Origin of the sequence: Streptomyces sp. NBC_01478, assembly GCF_036227225.1 — a bacterium.
In the GTDB taxonomy this organism is placed as follows: Bacteria; Actinomycetota; Actinomycetes; order Streptomycetales; family Streptomycetaceae; genus Streptomyces.
Genome location: NZ_CP109444.1, coordinates 7,636,788 through 7,661,234 on the forward strand (window position 1 = coordinate 7,636,788; position 24,447 = coordinate 7,661,234).

Annotated in this window: 21 protein-coding genes and 1 riboswitch; of the genes, 9 read left to right on the plus strand and 12 right to left on the minus strand. The window is 68.5% G+C overall.

Features of this window, described 5'->3' with window-relative positions:
- Nucleotides 1-13 precede the first annotated feature (13 nt).
- The 4 genes from OG223_RS34740 (at nt 14) to OG223_RS34755 (ending at nt 4,618) form a co-directional block, all read left to right on the plus strand.
- Nucleotides 14-994 carry a tetratricopeptide repeat protein gene (locus tag OG223_RS34740; RefSeq protein ID WP_329257142.1) on the plus strand — a complete coding sequence of 327 codons (981 nt, stop codon included), beginning with the start codon at nt 14-16 and terminating at the stop codon, nt 992-994.
- Nucleotides 995-1,201: 207 nt separating this feature from the next.
- Entirely contained in the window at nt 1,202-1,852 is a 651-nt protein-coding gene (def, locus tag OG223_RS34745) for a peptide deformylase (RefSeq protein WP_329257145.1), read from the plus strand.
- A gap of 301 nt (nt 1,853-2,153) precedes the next feature.
- Nucleotides 2,154-3,251, plus strand: a complete 1,098-nt coding sequence (gene cyc1 / locus OG223_RS34750) for an epi-isozizaene synthase (RefSeq protein WP_329257148.1) — start codon at nt 2,154-2,156, stop codon at nt 3,249-3,251.
- Entirely contained in the window at nt 3,248-4,618 is a 1,371-nt protein-coding gene (locus tag OG223_RS34755; protein ID WP_329257151.1) for a bifunctional albaflavenone monooxygenase/terpene synthase, read from the plus strand. Before cyc1 ends, OG223_RS34755 begins: the two co-directional genes overlap by 4 nt.
- 16 nt (nt 4,619-4,634) lie before the next feature.
- On the opposite strand, the gene OG223_RS34760 is transcribed toward OG223_RS34755, so the two are convergent.
- Nucleotides 4,635-5,597 (minus strand): GlxA family transcriptional regulator, encoded by a 963-nt coding sequence (locus OG223_RS34760; RefSeq protein WP_329257154.1) that lies wholly within the window; start codon nt 5,595-5,597, stop codon nt 4,635-4,637.
- Between the two features lie 87 nt (nt 5,598-5,684).
- Between OG223_RS34760 and OG223_RS34765 the strand changes: the two genes are divergently transcribed.
- On the plus strand, nt 5,685-5,849 hold the full coding sequence (locus OG223_RS34765) for a hypothetical protein (protein WP_329257156.1): 165 nt from the start codon (nt 5,685-5,687) through the stop codon (nt 5,847-5,849).
- Here OG223_RS34765 and OG223_RS34770 read toward each other — a convergent pair.
- The 10 genes from OG223_RS34770 to OG223_RS34815 all read right to left on the minus strand — a co-directional run bounded on the left by OG223_RS34770 (nt 5,827) and on the right by OG223_RS34815 (nt 18,350).
- Nucleotides 5,827-6,291 carry a hypothetical protein gene (locus OG223_RS34770; RefSeq protein WP_329257159.1) on the minus strand — a complete coding sequence of 155 codons (465 nt, stop codon included), beginning with the start codon at nt 6,289-6,291 and terminating at the stop codon, nt 5,827-5,829. The genes OG223_RS34765 and OG223_RS34770 overlap by 23 nt on opposite strands.
- A 126-nt stretch (nt 6,292-6,417) precedes the next feature.
- Nucleotides 6,418-8,502, minus strand: a complete 2,085-nt coding sequence (locus OG223_RS34775; RefSeq protein ID WP_329257162.1) for a putative Ig domain-containing protein — start codon at nt 8,500-8,502, stop codon at nt 6,418-6,420.
- Between the two features lie 309 nt (nt 8,503-8,811).
- Complete coding sequence (locus OG223_RS34780) at nt 8,812-9,825, minus strand: ribonucleotide-diphosphate reductase subunit beta (RefSeq protein WP_329257165.1); 1,014 nt, start codon at nt 9,823-9,825, stop codon at nt 8,812-8,814.
- Complete coding sequence (locus tag OG223_RS34785) at nt 9,825-12,254, minus strand: ribonucleoside-diphosphate reductase subunit alpha (RefSeq protein WP_443073773.1); 2,430 nt, start codon at nt 12,252-12,254, stop codon at nt 9,825-9,827. The genes OG223_RS34780 and OG223_RS34785 overlap by 1 nt, the downstream gene beginning before the upstream one ends.
- 125 nt (nt 12,255-12,379) lie before the next feature.
- Nucleotides 12,380-12,503, minus strand: a riboswitch (cobalamin riboswitch).
- Nucleotides 12,504-12,555: 52 nt separating this feature from the next.
- The gene (locus OG223_RS34790; protein WP_329257168.1) at nt 12,556-13,062 is read right to left on the minus strand and encodes a GNAT family N-acetyltransferase; all 507 of its coding nucleotides are present in this window, start codon (nt 13,060-13,062) and stop codon (nt 12,556-12,558) included.
- A gap of 131 nt (nt 13,063-13,193) precedes the next feature.
- Nucleotides 13,194-14,804: a monocarboxylate uptake permease MctP gene (gene mctP, locus OG223_RS34795; RefSeq protein ID WP_329257171.1), complete on the minus strand. Its 1,611-nt coding sequence runs from the start codon at nt 14,802-14,804 to the stop codon at nt 13,194-13,196.
- Nucleotides 14,801-15,064: a DUF3311 domain-containing protein gene (locus tag OG223_RS34800; RefSeq protein ID WP_329257174.1), complete on the minus strand. Its 264-nt coding sequence runs from the start codon at nt 15,062-15,064 to the stop codon at nt 14,801-14,803. Before OG223_RS34800 ends, mctP begins: the two co-directional genes overlap by 4 nt.
- A 139-nt stretch (nt 15,065-15,203) precedes the next feature.
- Entirely contained in the window at nt 15,204-15,404 is a 201-nt protein-coding gene (locus OG223_RS34805; RefSeq protein ID WP_329257177.1) for a YbdD/YjiX family protein, read from the minus strand.
- A complete protein-coding gene (locus tag OG223_RS34810; protein WP_329257180.1) occupies nt 15,376-17,517 on the minus strand; it encodes a carbon starvation CstA family protein in 2,142 nt (713 codons plus the stop codon). The genes OG223_RS34805 and OG223_RS34810 overlap by 29 nt, the downstream gene beginning before the upstream one ends.
- 68 nt (nt 17,518-17,585) lie before the next feature.
- Nucleotides 17,586-18,350, minus strand: coding sequence for a GntR family transcriptional regulator (locus OG223_RS34815; protein ID WP_019072168.1), 765 nt, complete (start codon nt 18,348-18,350; stop codon nt 17,586-17,588).
- A 309-nt stretch (nt 18,351-18,659) separates the two neighbouring features.
- Between OG223_RS34815 and OG223_RS34820 the strand changes: the two genes are divergently transcribed.
- The 4 genes from OG223_RS34820 to OG223_RS34835 all read left to right on the plus strand — a co-directional run bounded on the left by OG223_RS34820 (nt 18,660) and on the right by OG223_RS34835 (nt 23,431).
- Complete coding sequence (locus OG223_RS34820) at nt 18,660-19,946, plus strand: extracellular solute-binding protein (RefSeq protein WP_329257185.1); 1,287 nt, start codon at nt 18,660-18,662, stop codon at nt 19,944-19,946.
- 102 nt (nt 19,947-20,048) lie between these two features.
- Nucleotides 20,049-21,035 carry a carbohydrate ABC transporter permease gene (locus tag OG223_RS34825; protein ID WP_329257187.1) on the plus strand — a complete coding sequence of 329 codons (987 nt, stop codon included), beginning with the start codon at nt 20,049-20,051 and terminating at the stop codon, nt 21,033-21,035.
- The gene (locus OG223_RS34830; protein WP_329257190.1) at nt 21,032-21,895 is read left to right on the plus strand and encodes a carbohydrate ABC transporter permease; all 864 of its coding nucleotides are present in this window, start codon (nt 21,032-21,034) and stop codon (nt 21,893-21,895) included. Before OG223_RS34825 ends, OG223_RS34830 begins: the two co-directional genes overlap by 4 nt.
- Nucleotides 21,896-21,904: 9 nt before the next feature.
- Nucleotides 21,905-23,431 carry a glycoside hydrolase family 3 protein gene (locus tag OG223_RS34835; protein WP_329257192.1) on the plus strand — a complete coding sequence of 509 codons (1,527 nt, stop codon included), beginning with the start codon at nt 21,905-21,907 and terminating at the stop codon, nt 23,429-23,431.
- 108 nt (nt 23,432-23,539) lie between these two features.
- Here the strand turns inward: OG223_RS34835 and nagB are convergent, their stop codons facing one another.
- Nucleotides 23,540-24,325, minus strand: coding sequence for a glucosamine-6-phosphate deaminase (gene nagB, locus OG223_RS34840; protein WP_329257195.1), 786 nt, complete (start codon nt 24,323-24,325; stop codon nt 23,540-23,542).
- Between the last annotated feature and the right edge of the window lie 122 nt (nt 24,326-24,447).

A 24,447-nucleotide genomic window follows, 5' to 3' on the forward strand; every position in this document is an offset into this window, starting at 1 on the left:
GCAGGCGGGAATCGTGAGGATCTTCGGCAAGGGACGGCACCGGCCCTCCGCCTCCTGGCGGCAGGCCACCGACCGCGCGTTCACGCTGATCGGCGACGGTCGGTACGAGGACGCGGGCGCGCTGCTGACACGGGCCGCCGATCTGGAGCCCTGGCTGTCCGAGTCCTGGTTCAACCTCGCCCTCCTGCACAAGTTCCGGCACGACTGGGAGCAGGCCCGGGCGGCCGGGCTGCGGGCCGTCGCGCTGCTGGAGCGGGAGGCAGGGGCGCCCGACTGGTGGAACGTGGGCATCGCGGCCACCGCGCTCCAGGACTGGCCGCTGGCCCGGCGGGCCTGGCAGGCGTACGGGCTGCGGGTGCCGGGCGGGGTCACCGGTGCGGGTGAGCCGGCCGGGATGGAGCTCGGCAGCGCGGCTGTACGGCTGTCTCCCGAGGGCGAGGCCGAGGTGGTGTGGGGGCGGCGGCTGGATCCGGCGCGGATCGAGGTGCTGTCGATTCCGCTTCCCTCGTCCGGGCGGCGGTGGGGTGAGGTCGTGCTGCACGACGGGGTGCCGCACGGGGAGCGGACCACGGCGGCGGGGCACTCGTACCCCGTGTTCGACGAGATCGAGTTGTGGGCGCCGTCTCCTGTGCCTACGTGGGTTGTTCTGCTGGAAGCTGCCGCTGAGGCCGATCGGGATGCGCTGGAGCAGTTGGCGGCGGATGCGGGGTTCGCTGCGGAGGACTGGTCTTCTTCCGTGCGGCTGCTGTGCCGGATGTGCTCGGAGTCCCGGATGCCGTCCGATGAGGGTGACGGTGAGCATCTTGATCCGCATGATCACAGTGAGCCGGGGCACCCTGGGCCGCTGGGGCATCGGACGGATGGGCAGTTGTGGGTGCCGGAGCGGGAGTGCGGGTTGGCTGCGCCGGCGTCGCTTGTTCGGGGGTTGTTGGACGGGTGGGTTGCCGACAGCCCTGACTCTCGGGACTGGCGGGACTTGGAAGAGGTCTGCTGAGGTCGGTGGGTCGCTGCGGGTCCGTCGTGGCTGGTCGCGCCCACGCGGCGGAGCCGCACATATGCGCAGCCCCGCGCCCCTCAAAGACAGGGCGCGCCCACCTGGCACGGAGCCGCATATATGCGCAGCCCCGCACCCCTGAGGGAACTGCACGTACCCTGTATCCGCAGTAATCCCCCCTTGGTTTTGAGGAAGGCGTTCGTCGGCATGGCGCAGCAGGACACCGATCAGCAGCACGTGGGCGTGCTCCCCGTGGATGACGAGGGCTTCGTTGTCGACACCGAGGAGACCGAGGAGCGTGAGGCGGCCTGGCGGGAGCGGGGGGTCTCACGGGCGATCACGGTCGTCGGGAATCCGGTGCTGCACAAGGAGTGCAAGGACGTCACCGAGTTCGGCGCGGAGCTGGACACGCTGGTGGCGGACATGTTCGCCTCGCAGCGGACCGCCGAGGGCGTGGGTCTCGCCGCGAACCAGGTCGGCGTCGACCTGAAGGTCTTCGTCTACGACTGCATGGACGACGAGGGCAAGCGGCACGTCGGTGTCGTGTGCAATCCGAAGTTGATCGACCTGCCCGCCGACAAGCGGCATCTGGACGAGAGCAACGAAGGGTGTCTGTCCGTGCCGACCGCGTATGCGCCGCTCGCGCGGCCCGACTACGCCGAGGTGACCGGGCAGGACGAGAAGGGCAACCCGATCAAGGTCCGCGGCACCGGCTACTTCGCTCGGTGTTTGCAGCACGAGACCGATCACCTCTACGGCTACCTCTACATCGACCGGCTCTCCAAGCGCGACCGCAAGGACGCCCTGCGGCAGATGGCCGAGAACGAGCCCCGCTACCCCGTGGTCGCCAACGACTGAGTCGACGACCGAGTCCCAGAGACGATCACCACTCCCTTCCGTACGGCGTCTGTTCAGGTGCAACTCCCTGAGCAGGCGCCGTTCGTCTGTCCCTCGCACATTCGATCGTTTTCGTTCGTCTAGTGATCCAGAATCGGTCACGCAAGGGGGGATTCTCGGCACTTGGGGGTAGTGAAGGGAGCAAATCCGTTCCCAGAACGGTCAGTTGTGGTGCTGAATGGGAAGTGCGGGGATACGCAACGGCGCACGCCCGGCACAGCGGGAGGGGCGTGCGCAACTGGCGGCTGAGAGGGGTTTGTTCGTGCCTGCTTTCTCACACAGCACCACATCGACGACGGCAACGGTAACGACGGCGATCACGGTTCCACCGTCGCTCTCTCTCCCGGTGATCGAGGCGGCGTTTCCCCGGCAACTGCATCCGTATTGGCCGAGGCTCCAGGAGAAGACACGCGTCTGGCTGCTGGAAAAGCGTCTCATGCCGGCGGACAAGGTAAGGGAATATGCCGACGGTCTTTGCTACACGGACCTGATGGCCGGGTACTACTTGGGCGCACCGGACGAGGTGCTCCAGGCGATAGCGGACTACAGCGCGTGGTTCTTCGTCTGGGACGACCGCCACGACCGGGACATCGTGCACGAACGGCCCGACGCCTGGCGGCGGTTGAGGTTCCGGTTGCACGCGGCACTGGATTCACCACGGCACCATCTGCTCCACCCGGATCCCCTGGTCGCGGGGTTCGCCGACAGCATGATGCGGATCTACTCGTTCCTGCCCGGTACCTGGAACGCGCGGTTCGCCCGGCACTTCCACGCGGTCATCGAGGCCTACGACCGTGAATTCCGCAACCGCACCGAGGGAACCGTCCCGACGGTCGAGGAATACCTCGCACTGCGCCGGCTCACCTTCGCCCACTGGATCTGGACCGATCTGCTGGAGGCGAGCGCGGGGCTCGAACTCCCGGACAGTGTACGGAAACACCCGGGATATCGCCGGGCGGCACTGCTCAGTCAGGAATTCGCCGCCTGGTACAACGACCTCTGTTCCCTGCCCAAGGAAATCGCGGGCGACGAGGTCCACAATCTCGGGATCAGTCTCATCAAGCACGAGGGGCTGACCCTGGAGGAATCCGTCGCCGAACTGAGGCGCCGTATCGAGGAATGCATTTCCGATTTCCTCGACGCGGAACAGGAGACCTTACGTCTCGCCGACCGGCTCGACGACGGAACCGTGCACGGAATGGAACTGGGCGCGGCCGTGCGGACCTGCCTCGGCAATATGCGGAACTGGTTCAGCACCGTCTACTGGTTCCACCACGAGTCCGGCCGTTACCGGGTCGACAGCTGGGACGACCGGTCCACACCCCCGTACGTCAACAACGAAGCGGCAGGTGAGAAATGACCGTCGAGTCTGTGAAGCCCGCTCCCCCCGAGGCGCCGGAGCTGCTTGAGCCGCCCCTCGCGGGCGGCGGAGTCCCGCTTCTCGGCCACGGCTGGAAGCTGGTCCGCGATCCGCTGGCCTTCATGGCCCAACTCCGCGACCACGGCGAGGTCGTCCGGCTGAAGCTCGGCCCCAAGACGGTCTACGCCGTCACCGCGCCCGCCCTCACCGGCGCCATGGCGCTGGACCCCGACTACATCATCGCGGGCCCGCTGTGGGAGTCCCTGGAGGGACTGCTCGGGAAGGAAGGGGTGGCCACCGCCAACGGGCCCACCCACCGGCGTCAACGGCGCATCATCCAGCCCGCGTTCAAGCTCGACGCGATCCCCGCCTACGGCCCGATCATGGAGGAGGAGGCGCACGCGCTCACCGAACGCTGGCGGCACGGCGGGACGATCGACTGCACCTCCGAGTCCTTCCGGGTGGCCGTGCGGATCGCGGCCCGCTGTCTGCTGCGCGGCGACTTCATGGACGAGCGCGCCGAGCGGCTGTGCGTCGCGCTCGCCACCGTCTTCCGGGGCATGTACCGGCGGATGGTGGTACCGGCCGGACCGCTCTACCGGCTGCCCCTTCCGGCCAACCGCGAATTCAACCGGGCGCTGGCCGATTTGCATCTCCTGGTCGACGAGATCGTGGCCGAACGACGGGCATCTGGTCAAAAGCCGGACGATTTGCTGACCGCCTTGCTGGAGGCGACGGACGACAATGGCGACCCGATCGGGGAACAGGAGATCCACGACCAGGTCGTCGCGATCCTCACCCCCGGAAGCGAGACAATCGCGTCCACGATCATGTGGCTGCTCCAGGTCCTCAGCGAACACCCGGAACACGGCGACAAGGTGTGCGAAGAGGTCCAGTCCGTGACGGGCGGACGTCCGGTGGCATTCGACGACGTCCGCAAGCTGACCCACACGAACAATGTCGTCGTCGAGGCGATGCGGCTGCGTCCCGCCGTATGGATATTGACCCGGCGGGCGCTCGCGGACTCCGATCTCGGCGGCTATCGGATTCCGGCCGGGGCCGACATCATCTACAGCCCGTACGCGATCCAGCGCGATCCGCGTTCGTATGCGCACAACCTGGAGTTCGACCCCGACCGCTGGCTTCCGGAACGGTCCAAGGACGTACCGAAGTTCGCCATGAGCCCGTTCAGCAACGGCAACCGGAAGTGTCCCAGTGACCACTTCTCGATGGCCCAACTGAGCCTGGTCACGGCGGCGGTGGCGAAGAAGTACCGCTTCGAGCAGGTGTCCGGCTCGAACGACACCACCCGCGTCGGCATCACCCTCCGCCCGCACCGGCTGCTGCTCAGGCCTGTGCCGAGGTGAGGTGACGGGCGTGCGTTCAGGCGGCTTCCGGGCCCCTGAACGTGCGCCGGTAGGCGTTCGGGGTGGTGCCGAGGGCCCGGACGAACTGATGGCGCAGGGCGGGCGCGGTGCCGAAACCGGCGCGCCAGGCGATCGCGTCCATCGTCTCGTCCGTCCCCTCCAGCAACTGCTGGGCCAGCAGCACCCGTTGACGCAGGATCCAGCGGTACGGCGTGGTCCCGGTCTCCTGCTGGAAGCGGCGGGCGAAGGTCCGCGGCGACATGAGGGCACGGGCGGCGAGCTGTTCGACGGTGACCTCCTGGTCGAGGTGCTCCGCCATCCACACCAGCACCTCGCCCACCGTGTCGCACTGCGAGCGCGGCAGCGGCCGCTCGATGTACTGGGCCTGGCCGCCGTCGCGGTGCGGCGGTACGACCATCCGCCGGGCGATCGCGTTGGCGACCTCCGGCCCCTGCTCCTTGCGCACGATGTGCAGACAGGCGTCGATGCCGGCCGCGGTGCCCGCCGAGGTGATCACGGGATCCGCGTCCACGTACAGCACATCGGGCTCTACGACGACCTTCGGATACCGGCGGGCCAGCAGCTCCGCGTGGTGCCAGTGCACCGCGCACCGCCGCCCGTCCAGCAGCCCGGCGGCGGCCAGCACGAACACGCCCGAGCAGACGCTGAGCACCCGGGCACCCCGGTCCACGGCCCGGCGTAGGGCATCGAGGAGTTCCTCCGGATACTCCCGGGCGGCATAGGTGGCGCCCGCCGGTACGGCGATCAGGTCCGCGCTCTCCAGCCGCTCCAGGCCGTGCTCGACGGCGAGGGAGAAGCCCGCGTGGGTGGAGAGCGTCGGCCCCTCGGCCGAGGCGACCGCGAAGTCGTAGACCGGCAGGCCCTCGTCGCTGCGGTCGAGGCCGAACACCTCGCAGACGACGCCGAGTTCGAAGGGGTGGACTCCGTCGAGCAGGACTACGGCCACGTTTTTCAGCATGCTGCCAGTGTGCGCCGGAAGTGGCAGTAAATCGAGGGTGTACGGCAGTCCTGCCACTCACGGTAAGGAGTCAAAAGGACGAGACTCATGTCCATGAACACAGCCATGGACAACCTCATCGCCCTCCTCACCGTCGTCGGCATCCTCGTGGCCGTGACCTTCCCGTCGCTGCTCGGCATCGCTCACGACCGGCGCATCGACCGTCAGATCCGGACCGCCCACCGGATGATCACTTCGACACCACGACGGTGACCGACCATTCCTGAATGCCCTTGCACGAGATCTTGTGCGGGGCGGTCGCGCACAGCGGCCGGGACGAGGTGAGCTTCACGGTCCCGGCCGAGACCGCCTCGTACGCGTTGCTCGCGTCGCCGGGCCGGATCAGGATCCCGCTGTTGGTGGCCTTCAGGCCGCTGCCCACGGTCTTGACCGGCGCCCAGGGCCGGGTGGTCGTGCCGTCCAGCAGGATGCGGACGGTGTTGCCGGTCGTCAGGCAGAACGTGCCGTTCGTGTCGGTGGCGGCGAGTGTCTCCTTCGCCGTACAGGCCGACCGGCTCTTGCTCGGTGTGGGGGACTGTGACGGGGACGGCGACACACTGCCGCTGCCGGTGTCGGACTTCGTGCCGCCGCAGCCCGTGAGGGCCAGTGCCAGGGTGGCGACGGCGAGGGACGGACCGAGAATCGATCGACGCATGGGGGGCCTCCTTTGCCTTTTGACGTGTCTCGGCCGTATCCGGATCCCCCGTGAACTGTGAAGTATTCGTGGACATGACAGAGCCCCGGCCGCTGCGAGACGGCCGGGGCTCAGCTCATGAGGAGGTCAGCTCGTCGTGACGGCGGTGTCGTCGACGACGAAGCTGGTCTGGAGCGAGGAGTCCTCGACTCCGCTGAACTTCAGGGTGACGGTGGTGCCGGCGAAGGCCGACAGGCTGAAGGACTTCGCGACGTACCCGGTGGCCGCGTTGAGGTTGGAGTAGGTGGCCAGGGTGGTCGATCCGGCGGTGACCGTCAGCTTGTCGTAAGCCGTGCTGGTGCTGGTCTCCGCGGTGTCGACGTGCAGGTAGAAGGTGAAGGTCGTGCCCGTGCAGCCGCTCGGGACCGTCACCGCCTGGGACAGCGTGTCGGTGTGGGCCGAGCCGTAGCCGTCGAGCCAGGCCTTGTACGAACCGGTGCGGGCCGCCTCGTCGGTGTCGTTGGTGATGACCCCGCTGCTCGCGGTCCAGGTCGTGTTGCCGGACTCGAAGCCCGCGTTGCCCAGCAACTGCGTCGAGGTGCAGGAGCCGCCGCCGGAGGTGCTGACCGTCCAGGTGAAGGAGGCCGAGCCGGAGGCGCCGGTGGAGTCGGTCGCGGTCACCGTCACGGCGTAGGTGCCGGCGGTGGACGCGGTGCCGGAGATCAGCCCGGTCGAGCTGCTGACCGACAGGCCGGTCGGCAGCCCGCTCGCGCTGTAGGTGAGGGTCGCGCTCGCGCTGTCCGAGGCCGAGATCTGCAGGCTGGCCGTGGAGCCGGTCGCGGTGGACTGGCTGCCCGGGTTGGTGACGGTCACCGTGTTGCCCGTGGTGGTGCCGGCGGTGAAGGCGGCGGTGCCGTCCGGGGTGCCCCAGCCGGTCGGGCCGTCGTAGCCGGTGCCCGCGGTGCAGAAGTAACTCGTCGAGCAGGTGCCGTTGTTGCCGCTGGTGACGTCGTACAGGTTGCCGGTGTGGGAGTAGGGGTACTTCGCCGGGTAGTCACTGGAACCGGGGGTGCCGGCCAGCGCGTAGACGCCCGCGATGATCGGGGACGAGGCGCTGGTGCCGCCGTAGACAGCCCAGCCGGAGCCGCCGTAGGTGTCGTAGACGGCCACGCCGGTGGCGGGGTCGGCGACGGCGGAGACGTCGGACTCCATGCGCTTGGTGCAGCCCGTGTCGGTCTGCCAGCTCGGCTTCGCGTCGTACGCCGAGCAGCCGGAACCGGTGCCCTCGGTGCTGCTGGTCTTCCACACGGACTCGGTCCAGCCGCGGGTGCTGGAGGACGTGGAGAGCGCGGTGCCGCCGACTGCCGTCACGTACTGGGACGTTGCCGGGTACTCGGCGCCGTAGGCCTCGTCACCGGAGGAGACGGTGATCGCGACACCCGGGTGCTTGAAGTACGAGGTGTCCTCGGAGGTCTGCGAGGAGGACTCGGAGCCGCCCCAACTGTTGGACACGAACTTCGCGCCCAGGGCGACGGCCTCGTTCTCGGCGGTACCGAGGTTGGCGTCGGTGGCCGAAGTGGCCTCCACCAGAATGATGTTGCAGTTCGGGCAGACCGCGCTGACCATGTCGATGTCGAGCGCTTCCTCGCCCGCCCAGCCGGTGTCGTTGCTCGGCAGGGAGGTGGTCGAGCCGGTCTGGCTGACCTGCTTGAAGCAGCCGCTGGCCACGGTGCAGGCCGACAGGCCGAAGTTGGAGCGGTAAGTGGCCAGGTCCGAGGCCGCGTTGGGGTCGTTGTACGCGTCGACCACGGCGACCGTCATGCCGGAACCGCCGGTCGAGGGCAGCGCGTACGCGCTGTGCAGGTTGGCCGGGCTCAGCCCGGACACCGCGGCGGCGGCGTCCGCGTGCACCGCGGAGGCCAGTTGCTGCTTGATGTCGGTGCGCCGCTGGGCGAAACAGGCCGCCGAACCGGGGGCCGCGGTCGCGCACAGGTGCTCGGTCGGCACCTTCTGGCCGGCCTTGCCGGTCGAGTGGACGGCCTGGGCCGCGGGGGCGGTCAGGGCCTTGGAGTTCTGGGTGGCCTTGGAGACCTGGGCGGACTGGACGACTGACTGGGCTGTGGGCTGCGCGTCGGCGGGGGAGGCCGCCACGAGCCCGAAGACGCTGAGGGTGAGGGCGGGTACGGCGGCGGTCAGCAGTCTTCGCAGACTCCGTCGGGGCTTTTCACGCATGGGGTACTGCCTCCATCGTGGGAGTGGGGTTCCTCGGCGTGGTGGCAGGCCTGTGACGCGCGTAGCGGCGGCAGTTGACGTCGTCATGGGCATGACACTTTAAGCGTCCTGTGGGGCCACTGATGAATGACATGAACAGGACGGGCAGAACGTAGCCGGGGCGACGAGACCGCGAACAGACGCACCCCATGAACTTTGCCGCTCCATAGAAACTCCATGGACGGCCCATGGAAGCTCCATGGGCCGTCCGCGAAGTAAGAGGCAGATAAAGGGACTCGGGTGCCTTCTGGGGGACCGTCCTCCGGGGACCTAGAAGTCCTCGTCCAGGTCGACCGTGCCCTCCACGGCCACCTGGTACGCCGACGGGCGGCGCTCGAAGAAGTTGGTCAGCTCCTGCACACCCTGCAACTCCATGAAGGAGAAGGGGTTCTCGGAGCCGTAGACCGGCGCGAAGCCCAGCCGCTGGAGGCGCTGGTCCGCGACGCACTCCAGGTACTGGCGCATCGAGTCGGTGTTCATGCCCGGCAGCCCGTCGCCGCACAGATCGCGCCCGAACTGAAGCTCCGCCTCGACGGCCTCCTTCAGCATGTCCGTGACCTGCTGCTGGAGTTGGTCGTCGAAGAGCTCCGGCTCCTCCTTGCGGACGGTGTCGACCACCTCGAAGGCGAAGCTCATGTGCATGGTCTCGTCGCGGAACACCCAGTTGGTGCCGGTGGCGAGGCCGTGCAGGAGACCCCGGCTGCGGAACCAGTAGACGTACGCGAACGCGCCGTAGAAGAACAGGCCCTCGATGCACGCGGCGAAGCAGATGAGATTGAGGAGGAAGCGGCGGCGGTCGGCCTGGGTCTGGAGGCTGTCCAGCTTCTCGACCTCGTTGATCCACTTGAAGCAGAACTCGGCCTTCTCGCGGATGGAGGGGATGTTCTCCACCGCGTCGAAGGCGGCCGCCCTGTCCTCCGGGTTGGGAAGGTAGGTGTCGAGCAGCGTCAAGTAGAACTGGACGTGCACGGCCTCCTCGAAGAGCTGGCGGCTCAAGTAGAGCCGCGCCTCGGGGGAGTTGATGTGCTTGTACAGCGTCAGCACGAGGTTGTTCGCCACGATCGAGTCGCCCGTCGCGAAGAACGCGACCAGCCGGCCGATCATGTGCTGCTCACCCGGCGTCAGCTTCGCGAGGTCGGCGACGTCCGAGTGGAGGTCGACCTCCTCGACGGTCCAGGTGTTCTTGATCGCGTCCCGGTAGCGCTCGTAGAAGTCCGGGTAGCGCATGGGGCGGAGGGTCAGCTCGAAGCCCGGGTCGAGAAGGTTCTTGGCTTCGGTGGTCATTACTGGCAGGCCTCGCAGGACTCGGGGTTTTCCAGGGAGCAGGCGACCGCGTCTTCGTCGGGGGTCAACTGCTGTACGGGGATGGGGGTTTGGGTCTGCGCCTGGGCCGCGCGGGCGATGCGGGTCGCCGGGCGCGAGCGCAGGTAGTACGTCGTCTTCAGGCCCTGCTTCCAGGCGTACGCGTACATCGAGGAGAGCTTGCCGATCGTCGGCGTCTCCAGGAACAGGTTCAGGGACTGGGACTGGTCCAGGAACGGGGTGCGGGCGGCGGCCATGTCGATCAGGCCGCGCTGCGGGATCTCCCACGCGGTGCGGTACAGGGCGCGCACGTCGGCCGGGATCCAACTGAACTCCTGCACCGAGCCGTTGGCGTCGCGCAGCGCCTCCCGGGTGCGGGCGTCCCACACGCCGAGCTGCTTCAGCTCGTTCACCAGGTACGAGTTGACCTGGAGGAACTCGCCGGACAGCGTCTCGCGCTTGAACAGGTTCGAGACCTGCGGCTCGATGCACTCGTACACGCCCGCGATGGACGCGATGGTGGCCGTGGGGGCGATCGCCAGCAACAGGCTGTTGCGCATGCCGACTTGGGCGATACGTTCCCGCAGGGCCGTCCAGCGCTCCGGCCAGGTCAGCTCCACGTCGTAGTGGTCGGGGTGCAGCACACCCTTCGCCGTACGGGTCTTCTCCCAGGCCGGCAGCGGGCCGTTGCGCTCGGCGAGGTCGGCGGAGGCCTCGTACGCGGCGAGCATGATGCGCTCGGAGATACGGGTGGAAAGGGCCTGCGCCTGCGGGGAGTCGAAGGGGATGCGGAGTTTGAAGAAGACGTCCTGGAGGCCCATCGCACCCAGTCCCACCGGGCGCCAGCGGGCGTTGGAGCGGCCCGCCTGCTCGGTCGGGTAGAAGTTGATGTCCACGACACGGTCGAGGAAGGTGACGGCGGTGCGGACCGTCTCGTCCAGCCGCTCCCAGTCGATGTCGTCGCCTACGACGAACGCGCCGAGGTTCACCGAACCCAGGTTGCAGACCGCCGTCTCGCCGTCGTCCGTGACCTCCAGGATCTCCGTGCAGAGGTTCGAGGAGTGGACCGTGTGGCCCGGCTCGGCCGTCTGGTTGGCGGTGCGGTTGGCCGCGTCCTTGAAGGTCATCCAGCCGTTGCCGGTCTGCGCGAGGGTGCGCATCATGCGGCCGTAGAGGTCGCGGGCCGGGATGGTCTTCTTCGCCAGCCCCGCTGCCTCCGCCTTCCGGTAGGCCGCGTCGAACTCCGCGCCCCACAGGTCGACCAGCTCGGGCACGTCGGCGGGGGAGAACAGCGACCAGACGCCGTCCTCGTTCACCCGGCGCATGAACTCGTCCGGGATCCAGTGCGCCAGGTTCAGGTTGTGCGTACGGCGGGCGTCCTCACCCGTGTTGTCGCGCAGCTCCAGGAACTCCTCGATGTCGGAGTGCCAGGTCTCCAGGTAGACCGCGGCCGCGCCCTTGCGCCGGCCGCCCTGGTTCACCGCGGCGACCGAGGCGTCCAGCGTCTTCAGGAACGGGACGATGCCGTTGGAGTGCCCGTTCGTGCCGCGGATCAGTGAACCGCGGCTGCGAATGCGGGAGTACGACAGTCCGATGCCACCGGCGTGCTTCGAGAGGCGGGCGACCTGGTGGTAGCGGTCGTAGATGGAGTCCAGCTCGTCCAGCGGGGAGTCGAGGAGGTAGCAGGACGACATCTGGGGGTGCCGGGTGCCGGAGTTGAAGAGCGTGGGGGAGGACGGGAGGTAGTCCAGGCGGCTCATCAGGCGGTAGAGCGCGGCTACTTCGTCCAGGGCGCGGGTGCTGTCGTCCTCCGCCAGGCCGGACGCCACGCGCAGCATGAAGTGCTGGGGGGTCTCGATGACCTTGCGGGTGATCGGGTGGCGGAGGAGGTAACGGCTGTACAGAGTACGAAGCCCGAAGTAGCCGAAGCGGTCGTCGGCCTCCGTGTCGATCAGCGCGTCGAGGCGGGCCGCGTGCAGCCGGGCGAACTCGGCGGTGCGGTCCGCGATGAGGCCCTCGCGGTGGCCCACGGCGACGGACTCGGTGAACGTCGTGACGCCCTGCGAGGCGGCCTCGGCGGCGATGCTGATCGTCAGCAGCCGGGCGGCGAGCCGGGAGTAGACGGGGTCCTCGGAGATGAGGCCGGCGGCGGCCTCCGTGGCCAGTTCGCGCAGTTCCGTCAGGTCCGCGTGCGCGGACCGGCCGCGCAACGTGGCGGCGGCGACCCGGCCGGGGTCGGCGTCGGGAAGGTCGGCGGTCAGCTCGGTCAGGGTCCGCAGGATCGCGGTGCCGGGGCCGTCGGCGTCCTGAACGGCCGTTCCGGGAACGTGGGTTCCGGGTCCGGTCGCGGTCGCTGCGGTCGCCTCGTTCGCCTGGGTCGCTGATGCCGGCTCTGCTGGCGCGATGGTCACGGTGGGGCTCTCCCTCGCTCGGCACGGGGCCTCGCCGAGGGCAGGCGGCAGTACACGAGCGCACGGGGCGTCGCGTCCACCGGCCCACTCCACGAGGCCCGGACGTCATGCGCCCTGACCGGGTGGTCGGGCGCGCGCCGTCGGCAGGTCCTCGGACTGACCACGCGTGCATATGCACGCAAGTACACCGTTGCGGGACAGTTCCGGATTCGCACCGGATTCCCCTGCGGCGACAGCGAGCACGAGCATACATCTTGTGCTCACCCGTCGCGCCACCCCCAGATGTTGTGTCGCGGTGGTTTCAGAGTGTCAGCTCGTAGGTGAGCAGAGTGAGATCGTCCAGGTGTGGCACGGGATTCCAGTCGCGGTCCGGGGTGCGGGTGAAACCGAGGCGTTCGTAGATGCGGTGGGCCGCGTGCATGGAGGACTGGGTCGACAGGACTACGGCCTTGCAGCCCTCTGTGGCTCGGGCGCGGTCGAGGCAGGCGCGGACGAGGGCCTCGCCGGCGCCTCGGCCGCGGGCGGCGCGGGCGATCACGAGCGTGCGGATCTCGGCCTCTCCGGGGCGCGCTATGTCTGCGACGGGGCCGGGGCCGGGGACGAAGGTGACGCCGCCGAGGAGGTGGTCGCCGTCCACCGCGACGAGGACCTCGGCGGCCGCGGCCCTGCTTGCCACGTCCTTCAGTACGGGGAGGTAGGGGTCGTTCTCGCCGTAGTCGAGGAGGCCGTCGTCGAGGTAGGCGTGGGCGGTGAGGGTGCCGAGGGGTTCGTATTCGGTGGGGTCTGCTCGGCGGATGAGGAAGTCCATGCGGGTGAGTGTGTACGACAGCGGGCCGCCGAGTAACTTGCTTTTCGGTGGCCCGCTGCGGGTTCGTTGTGGCTGGGCGCGCCCACGCGGCGGAGCCGCACGTCGACACAGCCCCGCGCCCCTGGGTCGGATCAGTGGGCGGCGTCAGCAGTCGCCGGAGGCAGCTCCACCTCTACGCCCGGGTCGCCTGCGTCTGCCGTGTAGTCGCCGGGGTTGGTCTCGTCGATGCCCTCGGGGGCCTTGAGTGCCTTCAAGGCGAAGGTCAGGACCACCGTCACCGCGACGTTCAGGACGAACGCCGTGAGGCCGATGTAGCCGATCTCGCCGATCCCCGGGATCTCCTTCGCGGAGCCGCCGAAGTGGGACTGGGTGGGGGAGGCCACGCCGTAGGCCGCGAGGGTGCCGTAGAGCATGCCGACCGCCCAGCCGGCGAGGAGGGCCCAGCGGTGGAACCAGCGGGTGAAGAGGCCGCCGACCAGGGACGGGAAGGTCTGGAGGATCCAGATGCCGCCCAGGAGCTGGAAGTTGATGGCGACTGTCTTGTCCATCGTCAGGACGAAGGCCAGGGCGCCGACCTTCACCAGGAGGGAGACGATCTTGGAGACCTTGGTCTCCTGGGCCGGGGTCGCGTCGGGCTTGATGAAGTCCTTGTAGATGTTGCGGGTGAAGAGGTTCGCCGCCGCGATGGACATGATGGCGGCGGGGACGAGCGCTCCGATGCCGATCGCCGCGAAGGCCACGCCCGCGAACCAGTCCGGGAACATGTTCTCGAAGAGCTGCGGGATGGCCAGTTGGCCGTTGGTGACCTTGACGCCCGCCGCGATCGCCATGAAGCCGAGCAGCGCGAGCAGGCCCAGCATCAGTGAGTACAGGGGCAGGATCGTGGTGTTGCGGCGGATCACGTTGCGGCTCTTGGAGGAGAGCGTCGCGGTGATCGAGTGGGGGTACATGAACAGGGCCAGTGCCGAGCCCAACGCCAGTGTGGCGTACGTCCATTGGCCGGCGGGGGCGGGTACGAGGCCGCCCGCCCCGGCCGCCTTGAACTTGGCTCCCGCCGCGCTGAAGATGTCGTCGAAGCCGCCGAGCTTGATCGGGATGTAGATGATCGCCACCGTGATCACGATGTAGATCAGCCCGTCCTTCACGAACGCGATCAGCGCGGGGGCGCGGAGGCCGGACGAGTAGGTGTACGCGGCCAGCACGGCGAACGCGATCAGCAGCGGCAGGTCCTTCACGAACCAGTTGGAGTTCGCGCTGCCGCCCACCCCCATGACGTCCAACACGGCCTGGATGCCGACCAGTTGAAGCGCGATGTACGGCATGGTCGCCAGGATGCCGGTGACCGCCACCGCCAGCGACAGGCTCTTCGAGCCGAAGCGGCCGCGCACGAAGTCGGACGTCGTCACGTATCCGTGCTTGTGCGACACCGACCAGAGGCGGGGCAGGAACATGAAGATCAGGGGGTACACCAGGATCGTGTACGGCACCGCGAAGAAGCCGGCCGCGCCCGCCGCGTAGACCGCCGCCGGGACCGCCACGAACGTATACGCCGTGTAGAGGTCGCCGCCGAGCAGGAACCAGGTGACCCAGGTCCCGAACGACCGTCCGCCCAGGCCCCATTCGTCGAGGCTGTGCTCGTTGTCGGCCCGGCGCCAGCGCGCGGCCAGGAAGCCCAGGACCGTGACGGCCAGGAAGAAGAAGATGAAGACGGCGAGTGCGACGCCGTTCACGCCGTCGTTCACCGGTTGCCTCCGTGGCGGGTGCGCTGGTCACGCTGCCAGAGCTGGTAGGCGGTCATGGTCAGCGCCGTCGAGATCAGCACCCAGAGCATCTGGTACCAGTAGAAGAACGGGATGCCGATGAACGCGGGGTCGATCTTGGTGTAGGAGCCGACCCAGAGCAGCGCCACGAAGGGCGCCAGCAGGCAGACCGCGATGACGACGCGGACCGGTGTCACCACCGGTGCGGCCACTTCGGGCGGAACTTCAGGCACATCTGACATTTCGTGGCTCCGTCCCCTCGCCGATCACCTGTGTAACGCGCAGGCAATGTAGGTCACGGAATCACCGAAGCGAAAGACCCCGTCCGCATATCGTCATGTCGATTTAGTGAAAGCCTGACATCGGTGTCGAAAGCAGGGTTCAGCAGCAGCGGAAACCCTGCCTCGGGTCGGCCTCCTGGCGGTCCGTCCGCATGCGTTCGAAGTCGCGTCGGCTCGGGACCTCCGCATCCGGGTGGCCCCGGCGCACGTGGGCGACATACCGGTCGTAGGCCGATTCGTCGGTCAACTCGCGGACATACCAGCGCACTCCGCTAGTCGCCCGCCTGAACGCCGACCACATCACGCGCCGCCTCCTCCTTCTCCTGGCGGGTCGGGAGCAGCCCGGCCGGTGCCACGATGGTCGACTCGACGTACGGCGTCTCGCTCAGTGTGGAGAGCGCGGGGCGGCGGACGTGTCGAACGCAGACGCGAAGGGCGTCCACGATCACGACCACGACGAGTACCGCGAGAATGGCCGAAATCACCCCGTCCACCGTGGAGTTGGTGACGACGGTGTGCATGTCGTCCATGTTCTTGGCGGGTGGCAGGATCTTGCCCGCGTCGATCGCGTCCTGGAAGACGGATCGCTGCTTGAAGAAGCCGACCTTCGGGTCGCTGGAGAACACCTTCTGCCAGCTCGCGGTCAGGGTGACCGTCGCGTCCCAGGCGAGCGGAATCCCGGTGATCCAGGCCCACTTGAGGCGGCCGGACTTCACCAGGAGGGTGGTGCAGACGGCCAGGGCGACGGCCGCGAGGAGCTGGTTGGAGATGCCGAAGATCGGGAAGAGCTGGTTGATCCCGCCGAGGGGTTCGTGGACGCCGACCCACAGGAAGTAGCCCCAGAGCGCGCACACGATCGCGCTCGTCAGGGCCAGGCCCGGCTTCCAACTCACGTTCCTGAACGGCCGATAGACGTTCCCCAGCATGTCCTGGAGCATGAACCGGCCCACCCGCGTGCCCGCGTCCAGCGCGGTCAGGATGAACAGCGCCTCGAACATGATCGCGAAGTGGTACCAGAAGGCGCGAAGGCTCCCGCCGGTGACCTTGGAGAAGATCTCCGAGACACCGACCGCGAGGGTGGGCGCACCGCCGGTGCGGGACAGCAGGCTCGCCTCGTCGACGTTCTTCGCGGCCTGCGCGAGGTCGGCGGGGGAGATGTGGTAACCCCAACTGGTCACCACCTGCGAGGCGTTCTGCACGGTCGTGCCGATCACGCCCGACGGGGCGTTCATCGCGAAGTAGAGACCCGGGTCGATGATGCTCGCGGCGACCAGGGCCATCACGGCGACGGACGACTCCATCAGCATCGCGCCGTAGCCGATCATGCGGATCTGGGTTTCCTTCTGGATCATCTTCGGCGTCGTACCGCTGGAGATGAGCGAGTGGAAGCCGGACAGGGCACCGCAGGCGATCGTGATGAAGACGAAGGGGAAGAGCGAGCCGGCGAAGACCGGGCCGTTGCCGTGCTTGGCGAAGTCGGTGACGGCGGGCATCTTCAGGGCGGGCAGGGCGACGACGACGCCGATCGCCAGCAGGGCGATGGTGCCGATCTTCATGAAGGTGGAGAGGTAGTCGCGCGGGGCGAGCAGGGTCCAGACGGGGAGGATCGAGGCGATGAAGCCGTATGCCACCAGCCAGATCACCAGCGTCGAGGGCGCGAGGGTGAAGGTGCCGGCCCAGGACGACTCGGCGACCCAGCGGCCCGCGACCAGGGCGAGCAGCAGCAGGGCCACGCCGATGAGGGAGACCTCGGAGACCCGGCCGGGGCGGAGGACCCGTAGATAGAAGCCCATCAGCAGGGCGATCGGGATCGTCATGCCGATGGAGAAGGTGCCCCAGGGGGAGGAGGCCAGCGCGTTCACGACGACCAGGGCCAGCACGCCGAGCAGGATGATCATGATGGCGAAGGTTGCGAGCAGGGCCGCGGCGCCGCCGAAGGGGCCGATCTCCTCTCGGGCCATCTGCCCAAGTGACCTGCCGTCGCGGCGGGTTGAGAAGAACAGCACCACCATGTCCTGGACCGCGCCCGCGAAGATGACGCCGACGATGATCCAGATCGTGCCGGGCAGGTAGCCCATCTGCGCGGCCAGTACGGGTCCGACGAGCGGTCCGGCGCCGGCGATCGCGGCGAAGTGGTGGCCCAGCAGGACGCGGCGGTCGGTGGGGTGGTAGTCGATGCCGTTGTCGAGGCGTTCGGCCGGGGTGGCCCGGGTGCCGTCGACCTTCAGCACCTTGTACGCGATGAACTTCGCGTAGAAGCGGTAGGCGATGGCGTACGAGCCGAGCGCGGCGGCGACCATCCAGGCGGCCGACACGTTCTCGCCCCGCGCCAGCGCGAGTACGGACCAGCCCGCCGCCGCGACGAGCGCGACGAGGGTCCAGACGACGATGGTTCGGACGTTCGCGGTACGCACCGGGTGGTCCTCCCGTCCATGCGGCGACGGGAGGAACGTAGAGCAACCCGGGTAACTCCGTAAGTCCCCTAGTCCTGTGGACGCTTGAGTCGCGCCACGAACTTGTACCGGTCCCCCCGGTACACCGACCGCACCCACTCCACCGGCTTGCCCTCCTTGTCGAGGGAGTGGCGGGAGAGCATCAGCATCGGGAGGCCGACGTCGGTGCTGAGGAGGCCGGCCTCGCGCGGGGTGGCCAGCGAGGTCTCGATGGTCTCCTCGGCCTCGGCGAGATGGACGTCGTAGACCTCGGCCAACGCGGTGTACAGGGACGTGTACTTGACCAGTGACCTGCGCAGGGCGGGGAAGCGCTTCGCGCTGAGGTGGGTCGTCTCGATGGCCATCGGTTCGGCGTTGGCCATGCGGAGGCGCTCGATGCGCAGGACCCGGCCGCCGGTGGTGATGTCGAGCAGGTCGGCGAGGGTGTCGTCGGCGGTGATGTAGCCGATGTCCAGGAGCTGCGAGGTGGGTTCGAGGCCCTGGGCCCGCATGTCCTCGGTGTACGAGGTGAGTTGGAGGGCCTGCGAGACCTTCGGCTTCGCGACGAACGTGCCCTTGCCCTGGATGCGCTCCAGGCGGCCCTCGACGACCAGTTCCTGAAGGGCCTGGCGGACGGTCGTGCGCGAGGTGTCGAACTCCGCGGCCAGGGTGCGCTCGGGCGGGACCGGGGTGCCGGGCGGCAACGTCTCCGTCATGTCCAGCAGGTGTTTCTTCAGGCGGTAGTACTTGGGCACACGCGCGGTGCGGACGGTGGCCCCACCCTCGTTCTCCGCACTGCTGACGTCGGTGCTCATGCTCCGCCTTTCCGGCTCCGGGCAAGGGTCATTCGGTGATCCCCTCTGTATACCGTCGCCGCCGCTTTTGGTCTAGTCCACAGCGCCAAGTGGTCTAGCGGAAGAGAGTACTCCGGCACCGCTGTTTTCGCTGCCTTCTTACTTAAAGGTTCCTGCATATGTAGGTCCCATAACGGCTGGTCAGGGGTGTTTCGAGGGCTCTTGACAGGCCCACTGGTCTGGTCCAAGCTCCGGGTACTGGTCTACACCATTGGTTCAGGTCCCGGCCCATGGGCGGGAGGTGTGGCAGGCATCCCTGAGGAGGGTGGCGTGAAGCGCAAGCTCATAGCCGCGATCGGTATCGCGGGCATGATGGTCTCCATCGCGGCGTGCGGGGGCAACGACGACAAGGGCTCTTCGAACAGCGGCGCCGACGCCAAGGAGCTGACCGTCTGGCTCACCGTCGACGCGCAGAACAACTGGCCCCAACTGGTGAAGACAGCCGACGCGGCCGTGCAGAAGGCGCACCCCGGCGTCAAGATCAAGCACGAGTACTACGGCTGGCCGGACAAGAACACCAAGCTCGACGCGGTCCTCGCCACCGACAAGGCCCCCGACGTGGTCGAGATGGGCAACACCGAGATGCTGGGCTACATGGTCAAGGGCGCCTTCGCACCCGTCGACCCTGCCAAGTTCACCAACTCCTCCGCCTGGCTCGACGGCCTCAAGGCCTCCGTGACCTACGACGGCAAGACCTACGGCGTCCCCTACTACGCCGGTGGCCGCGTCGCCAACTGGCGCAAGGACATCGCCGCTTCGGTCGGCGTCAAGACCCCGCCGACGACGTACGCCGAGCTGACCGCCGACCTGGACAAGATCCAGAAGAAGGAAGGCAGCAAGTTCAGCGCCTGGTACCAGCCCACCCGTGACTGGTACGCGGCCATGTCCTTCGTCTACGACGCCGGCGGCGCCATCGCCACCCAGTCCGGGGACCAGTGGAAGGGCAGCCTCTCCTCGCCCGAGTCCGTCAAGGGGCTCAACGAGTGGAAGTCGGTCATCGACAAGTACATGCACGGCGACAAGACCAAGGACGAGTCCGACCGTTACATCGTGTACGGCCAGGGCAAGGCGTCCATGATCTTCGCCGCCGCGTGGGAGGGCGCGACCGCCGCCGACCCGAAGAACGACAAGACCGGCGGCAAGCTGGCGACCGATCTCCTCAACTTCGTGATGCCCGGCCCGTCCGGCAAGAACATGCCCGTGTTCCTGGGCGGTTCGGACCTGGCCATCCCGGTCAAGTCCAAGGCGCAGGCGCTCGCCGCCGAGTGGATCAACGCCTTCACCGGTCCGTCCGGCCAGAAGGGCCTGATGGCCAAGGGCAATCTGCCGAACAACAAGACCGACCTCGCGACGCTGAAGAGCGACCCCGCGACGGCGGTCCCGGCCACCGCGGCCGAGTCCAACTGGTTCGTCCCGATGGCACCGGGCTGGGGCCAGGTCGAGAAGGCCCAGGTCCTCCAGACGATGCTGCAGAACATCGGCACCGGCAAGAAGTCGGTGGCGGACGCCGCGAAGGAAGCGGACGCCGCGATCGACAAGGTCATCAACACCAAGTGACCTGAGTGCGGGGCCCTGTTGGACACCTGGGTGTTCTCGGGGCAGGGCCCCGCGACTCGTACGAAGCACGGCCGTACGACCTGAGGGATCGCCGAGGAGCGCGTGATGAGTGCCGACACGACCACCCCTGCCAAGGTGCCGCCGCCGCGGCAGGCGCCCCCACCGCGCGTCTCCGACGCACCCCGCAGACGGCGGACGTCGAGAGGGACCGGCGTCCCCTGGCTGCTGCTCGCGCCCTGTCTGCTCATCCTCGGCCTGGTCATGGGCTATCCGCTGGTCCGCCTGATCACGCTGTCCTTCCAGTCCTTCGGACAGTCCCAGTTGTGGGGTTTCAAGCCCGCCGAGTGGATCGGCTTCGACAACTTCTCCGGCATCCTCGGCGACGGCGAGTTCTGGGGCGTCGTCGTCCGCACGATCGTCTTCGCGGCCGGCTCGGTCATCTTCACGATGGTCGCCGGCATGGCACTCGCCCTGCTCCAGCAGAAGGTCTCCGGCTGGGTGAAGACCCTCATCAACGTTGTCCTGGTGGCCAGTTGGGGCATGCCGGTCATCGTCGCGACCACCGTCTTCAAGTGGCTCTTCGACTCGGACTACGGCGTCTTCAACGCCCTGCTCAGCAGGTTGCCCGGCGTCGACATGATCGGCCACAACTGGTTCGCGAGCGGGCCGCAGGGCCTTCTCGTCATCATGCTGCTGGTGGTGTGGGGCGCGGTGCCCTTCGTGGTGATCACCCTCAGCGCCGGACTCACCCAGGTCCCGCAGGAGTTGGAGGAGGCGGCCCGCCTCGACGGCGCCGGCGCGTGGGGCGTCTTCCGGTACGTCACCCTGCCCATCCTCAAGCCGATCATCGTGATGCTCACGACCCTGTCGGTGATCTGGGACATGGGCGTCTTCCCTCAGGTGTTCGTGATGCGCGGCGGCCACCCCGAGGCCGACTTCCAACTGCTGAGCACCTACTCGTACGACCGCGCGTTCGTCGTCAACGACTACGGACAGGGCTCTGCGATCGCCCTGGTCACGGTGGTGCTGCTGCTCGGGGTCGTCGCCGTCTACATGCGTCAGATGCTTCAGATCGGAGAGGTCGAATGAGCGCGCTCACGACCGATGCGCCCCGCACACCGACCGGCGGGCGCAAGAAGTCCAAGCTCGGCTGGAACCTCGTGGGCCTGCTCGTCTTCGTCGTCGTCGGGTTCCCGCTCTACTGGATGCTCGACACGGCGTTCAAGCCGGCGCGGGACGCCATCGACCCGGACCCGAGCCTGCTGCCCACCGGCATCACGCTCGACAACTTCCGCCGGGCGCTGGACATCGCCGACTTCTGGGGCCCGGTCGGCCGCAGTCTCGTCGTGTCCCTGTCGGTCGTCGTGATCGGCGTCGTCGTCGGCCTGCTGGCCGCGCTCGCCATCTCCCGCTTCGCCTTCCGCGGCCGCAAGATCGTGATCGTCGGCATCCTCGCGGTCCAGATGGTCCCGCTGGTCTCGATGATCATCCCGGTCTTCCTGCTCCTGAACGACCTCGACCAGTACGACAAGCTCTCGGGCCTGGTCATCACGTACCTGACCTTCATTCTCCCGTTCACGGTGTGGACCCTGCGCGGCTTCATCGTCAACATCCCGAAGGAGCTGGAGGAGGCGGCCATGGTCGACGGCTGCTCCCGCACCGGCGCCTTCATCCGCGTGGTCTTCCCGCTCCTGGCCCCCGGCATGGTCGCGACCTCGGTCTACGGCTTCATCCAGGCCTGGAACGAGTACCTGTACGCCCTCATGCTGCTCAGCCAGGAGCACCAGACGGCGACCGTCTGGCTCGGTAACTTCACCACCAAGCACGGCACCGAGTACGCCCCGATGATGGCCGGCGCCACGATGATGGCCGTGCCGATCGTCGTCCTGTTCCTCATCGTCCAGCGCAAGATGGCCGCGGGGCTGACCGCCGGCGCTGTGAAGGGATAACGCCAACCGATGACGACACTCGCCAGCGGCACCACAGCGTCCGATTCCGAAAAGGACGGCCTGACGCGCGACGCCCTCACCGTCCTGCAACCGGGCTTCCCCGGCACGACGGCCCCCGACTGGCTGCTGCGCCGCCTCGGTGAAGGCCTCGCCTCGGTGGGCCTGTTCGGCCGCAACATCGCCTCGCCCGAGCAACTGGCGTCCCTCACCGCCCAGTTGAGGTCGGAACGGGAAGACGTGCTGGTCGCGATCGACGAGGAGGGCGGCGACGTCACCCGCCTCGAGGCGCGCACCGGCTCCTCCTTCCCGGGCAACCACGCGCTGGGCGCGGTGGACGACGTGAACCTGACCAGGGAGGTGGCCCACGAGCTGGGCCGCCGCCTCGCGGAATGCGGCGTGAACCTGAACTGGGCCCCGTCCGCCGACGTGAACTCCAACCCCTCCAACCCGGTCATCGGCGTCCGCTCCTTCGGCGCCGACCCGGAACTGGTCGCCCGGCACACGGCGGCCTACGTCACCGGCCTCCAGTCGGCGGGCGTCGCGGCCTGCACGAAGCACTTCCCGGGCCACGGCGACACGGCGGTCGACTCCCACCACGCGCTGCCGCGCATCGACGCGGAGCGGGCGGTCCTGGAGGAGCGCGAGCTCCTCCCCTTCCGCGCGGCCATCGCCGCCGGCACCCGCGCGGTGATGAGCGCCCACATCCTGGTCCCCACCCTGGACCCGGACCACCCGGCCACCCTCTCCCTCCGTGTCCTGACCGACCTCCTCCGCGGCCGCCTCGGCTACGACGGCCTCATCGTCACCGACGGCATGGAGATGCAGGCCATCGCCGCCACCTACGGCATCGAACGCGGCAGCGTCCTCGCGATAGCCGCCGGCGCCGACGCGATCTGCGTGGGCGGCGGCCTCGCGGACGACGAGACGGTACGACGTCTGCGGGACGCACTGGTGAGTGCGGTCCGCTCCGGGGAACTCCCGGAGGAACGCCTGGCCGAAGCGGCGGAACGGGTACGGGGGCTGGCCCGCTGGGCGACTTCGGCTCCGGCCGCCGAGGAGGCGCCCCCCGCGCCCGCGGCGGACGTGACGCGCGTCGACGTCGGTCTCGTCGCCGCCCGCCGGGCTCTCACCGTCACCCGCGCCGACGGCTTCACCCCCCTCACCGAACCGCCGTACGTCGCCCTTCTCGCCCCCGTCGCCAACATCGCCGTCGGCGACGAGACGCCCTGGGGTGTGGGTGCGGAGCTGGTTCGGCTGCTGCCCGGCACGGAGACGGGGGCCTTTGCCGGGGAGGACGCGGGGCAGGGGGTTCTGGACGCGGCCGGGGCGCGGCGGATCGTCGTCGTGGTGCGGGACGAGCATCGGCATCCGTGGATGACGGCCGCGCTCGACACCGTGCTGGCGGCCAGGTCCGACACCGTCGTGGTCGAGATGGGCGTACCGCAGGCCCCGCCCCGAGGTGCCCTCCACATCGCGACTCACGGCGCGGCCCGCGTCTGCGGCCACGCGGCGGCGGAGGTCGTCGCCGGGGCGTGACCGTGAGCCGGGGGAGCGACCCCGACCCGGGGGAACACCTCCGAATACACCGGTGCCGGGCCCTCCACGAGGGGGCCCGGCACCGGTACGTACACCTGTGGAACCGGGTCAGATTCCTTGCCAGTCCGGCTTGTTGACGAAGGTGTGCCGGAAGTAGTCCGCGAGCTTCAGCTTGGACGCGGCGTCCTCGTCGACGACGACCGTCGCGTGCCGGTGCAACTGCAGCGCCGACGCCGGGCACACCGCGGCCACCGGCCCCTCCACGGTCGCGGCGACCGCGTCCGCCTTGCCCTCACCGGTCGCGAGCAGCACCAGGTGCCGGGCCTCCAGGATCGTGCCGATGCCCTGCGTGATGACGTGGTGCGGGACCTGCTCGATGTCGCCCTCGAAGAACCGCGCGTTGTCCACCCGGGTCTGCTCGGTCAGCGTCTTGATCCGGGTCCGCGAGGCCAGCGACGAGCACGGTTCGTTGAACCCGATGTGCCCGTCGGTCCCGATCCCGAGTATCTGGAGGTCGACCCCGCCGGCCTCGCCCAGCGCCCGGTCGTACGCCTCGCACGCCCCCAGCACGTCCTCGGCGGTCCCGTCCGGCCCGAAGAAGGAGTCCAGCCCGACCCCGAGCGGCTCCAGCACCTCGCGCCGCAGCACGGAACGGTACGACTCCGGGTGCTCGGCGGGCAGCCCCACGTACTCGTCGAGCTGGGCGATCCGCGCCCGCGAGGTGTCCACGGCCCCGGCACGCACCTTGGCCGCCAGCGCCTCGTAGATGGGCAGCGGCGTCGACCCGGTGGCCACGCCGAGCAGGGCGTCCGGCTTGCGCCGGAGCAGGTGTGCCATGGCCTCGGCGATCAGCTCGCCGCCCGACTTGGCGTCCGGAACGATGACAACTTCCACGCTGGCCTGCCGTTCTGCAGAGGGGACTCGGGGAGTCCGGAGGTGCTGTGTGGTTTAGACCAATCCGCGCACCAATCTAACAGAGGAGGGTCCTGCCTCCCAGAGTTCGCCGCCTGTCCGAA

Excerpts from the sequence above, each read along its gene's own strand:
- def (WP_329257145.1), top strand. The coding sequence starts at position 1,202 with ATGGCGCAGCAGGACACCGATCAGCAGCACGTGGGCGTGCTCCCCGTG.
- OG223_RS34755 (WP_329257151.1), top strand. The coding sequence starts at position 3,248 with ATGACCGTCGAGTCTGTGAAGCCCGCTCCCCCCGAGGCGCCGGAGCTG.
- OG223_RS34760 (WP_329257154.1), bottom strand. The coding sequence starts at position 5,597 with ATGCTGAAAAACGTGGCCGTAGTCCTGCTCGACGGAGTCCACCCCTTC.
- OG223_RS34765 (WP_329257156.1), top strand. The coding sequence starts at position 5,685 with ATGTCCATGAACACAGCCATGGACAACCTCATCGCCCTCCTCACCGTC.
- OG223_RS34770 (WP_329257159.1), bottom strand. The coding sequence starts at position 6,291 with ATGCGTCGATCGATTCTCGGTCCGTCCCTCGCCGTCGCCACCCTGGCA.
- OG223_RS34775 (WP_329257162.1), bottom strand. The coding sequence starts at position 8,502 with ATGCGTGAAAAGCCCCGACGGAGTCTGCGAAGACTGCTGACCGCCGCC.
- OG223_RS34780 (WP_329257165.1), bottom strand. The coding sequence starts at position 9,825 with ATGACCACCGAAGCCAAGAACCTTCTCGACCCGGGCTTCGAGCTGACC.
- OG223_RS34790 (WP_329257168.1), bottom strand. The coding sequence starts at position 13,062 with ATGGACTTCCTCATCCGCCGAGCAGACCCCACCGAATACGAACCCCTC.
- OG223_RS34800 (WP_329257174.1), bottom strand. The coding sequence starts at position 15,064 with ATGTCAGATGTGCCTGAAGTTCCGCCCGAAGTGGCCGCACCGGTGGTG.
- OG223_RS34805 (WP_329257177.1), bottom strand. The coding sequence starts at position 15,404 with ATGTGGTCGGCGTTCAGGCGGGCGACTAGCGGAGTGCGCTGGTATGTC.
- OG223_RS34815 (WP_019072168.1), bottom strand. The coding sequence starts at position 18,350 with ATGAGCACCGACGTCAGCAGTGCGGAGAACGAGGGTGGGGCCACCGTC.
- OG223_RS34830 (WP_329257190.1), top strand. The coding sequence starts at position 21,032 with ATGAGCGCGCTCACGACCGATGCGCCCCGCACACCGACCGGCGGGCGC.
- OG223_RS34835 (WP_329257192.1), top strand. The coding sequence starts at position 21,905 with ATGACGACACTCGCCAGCGGCACCACAGCGTCCGATTCCGAAAAGGAC.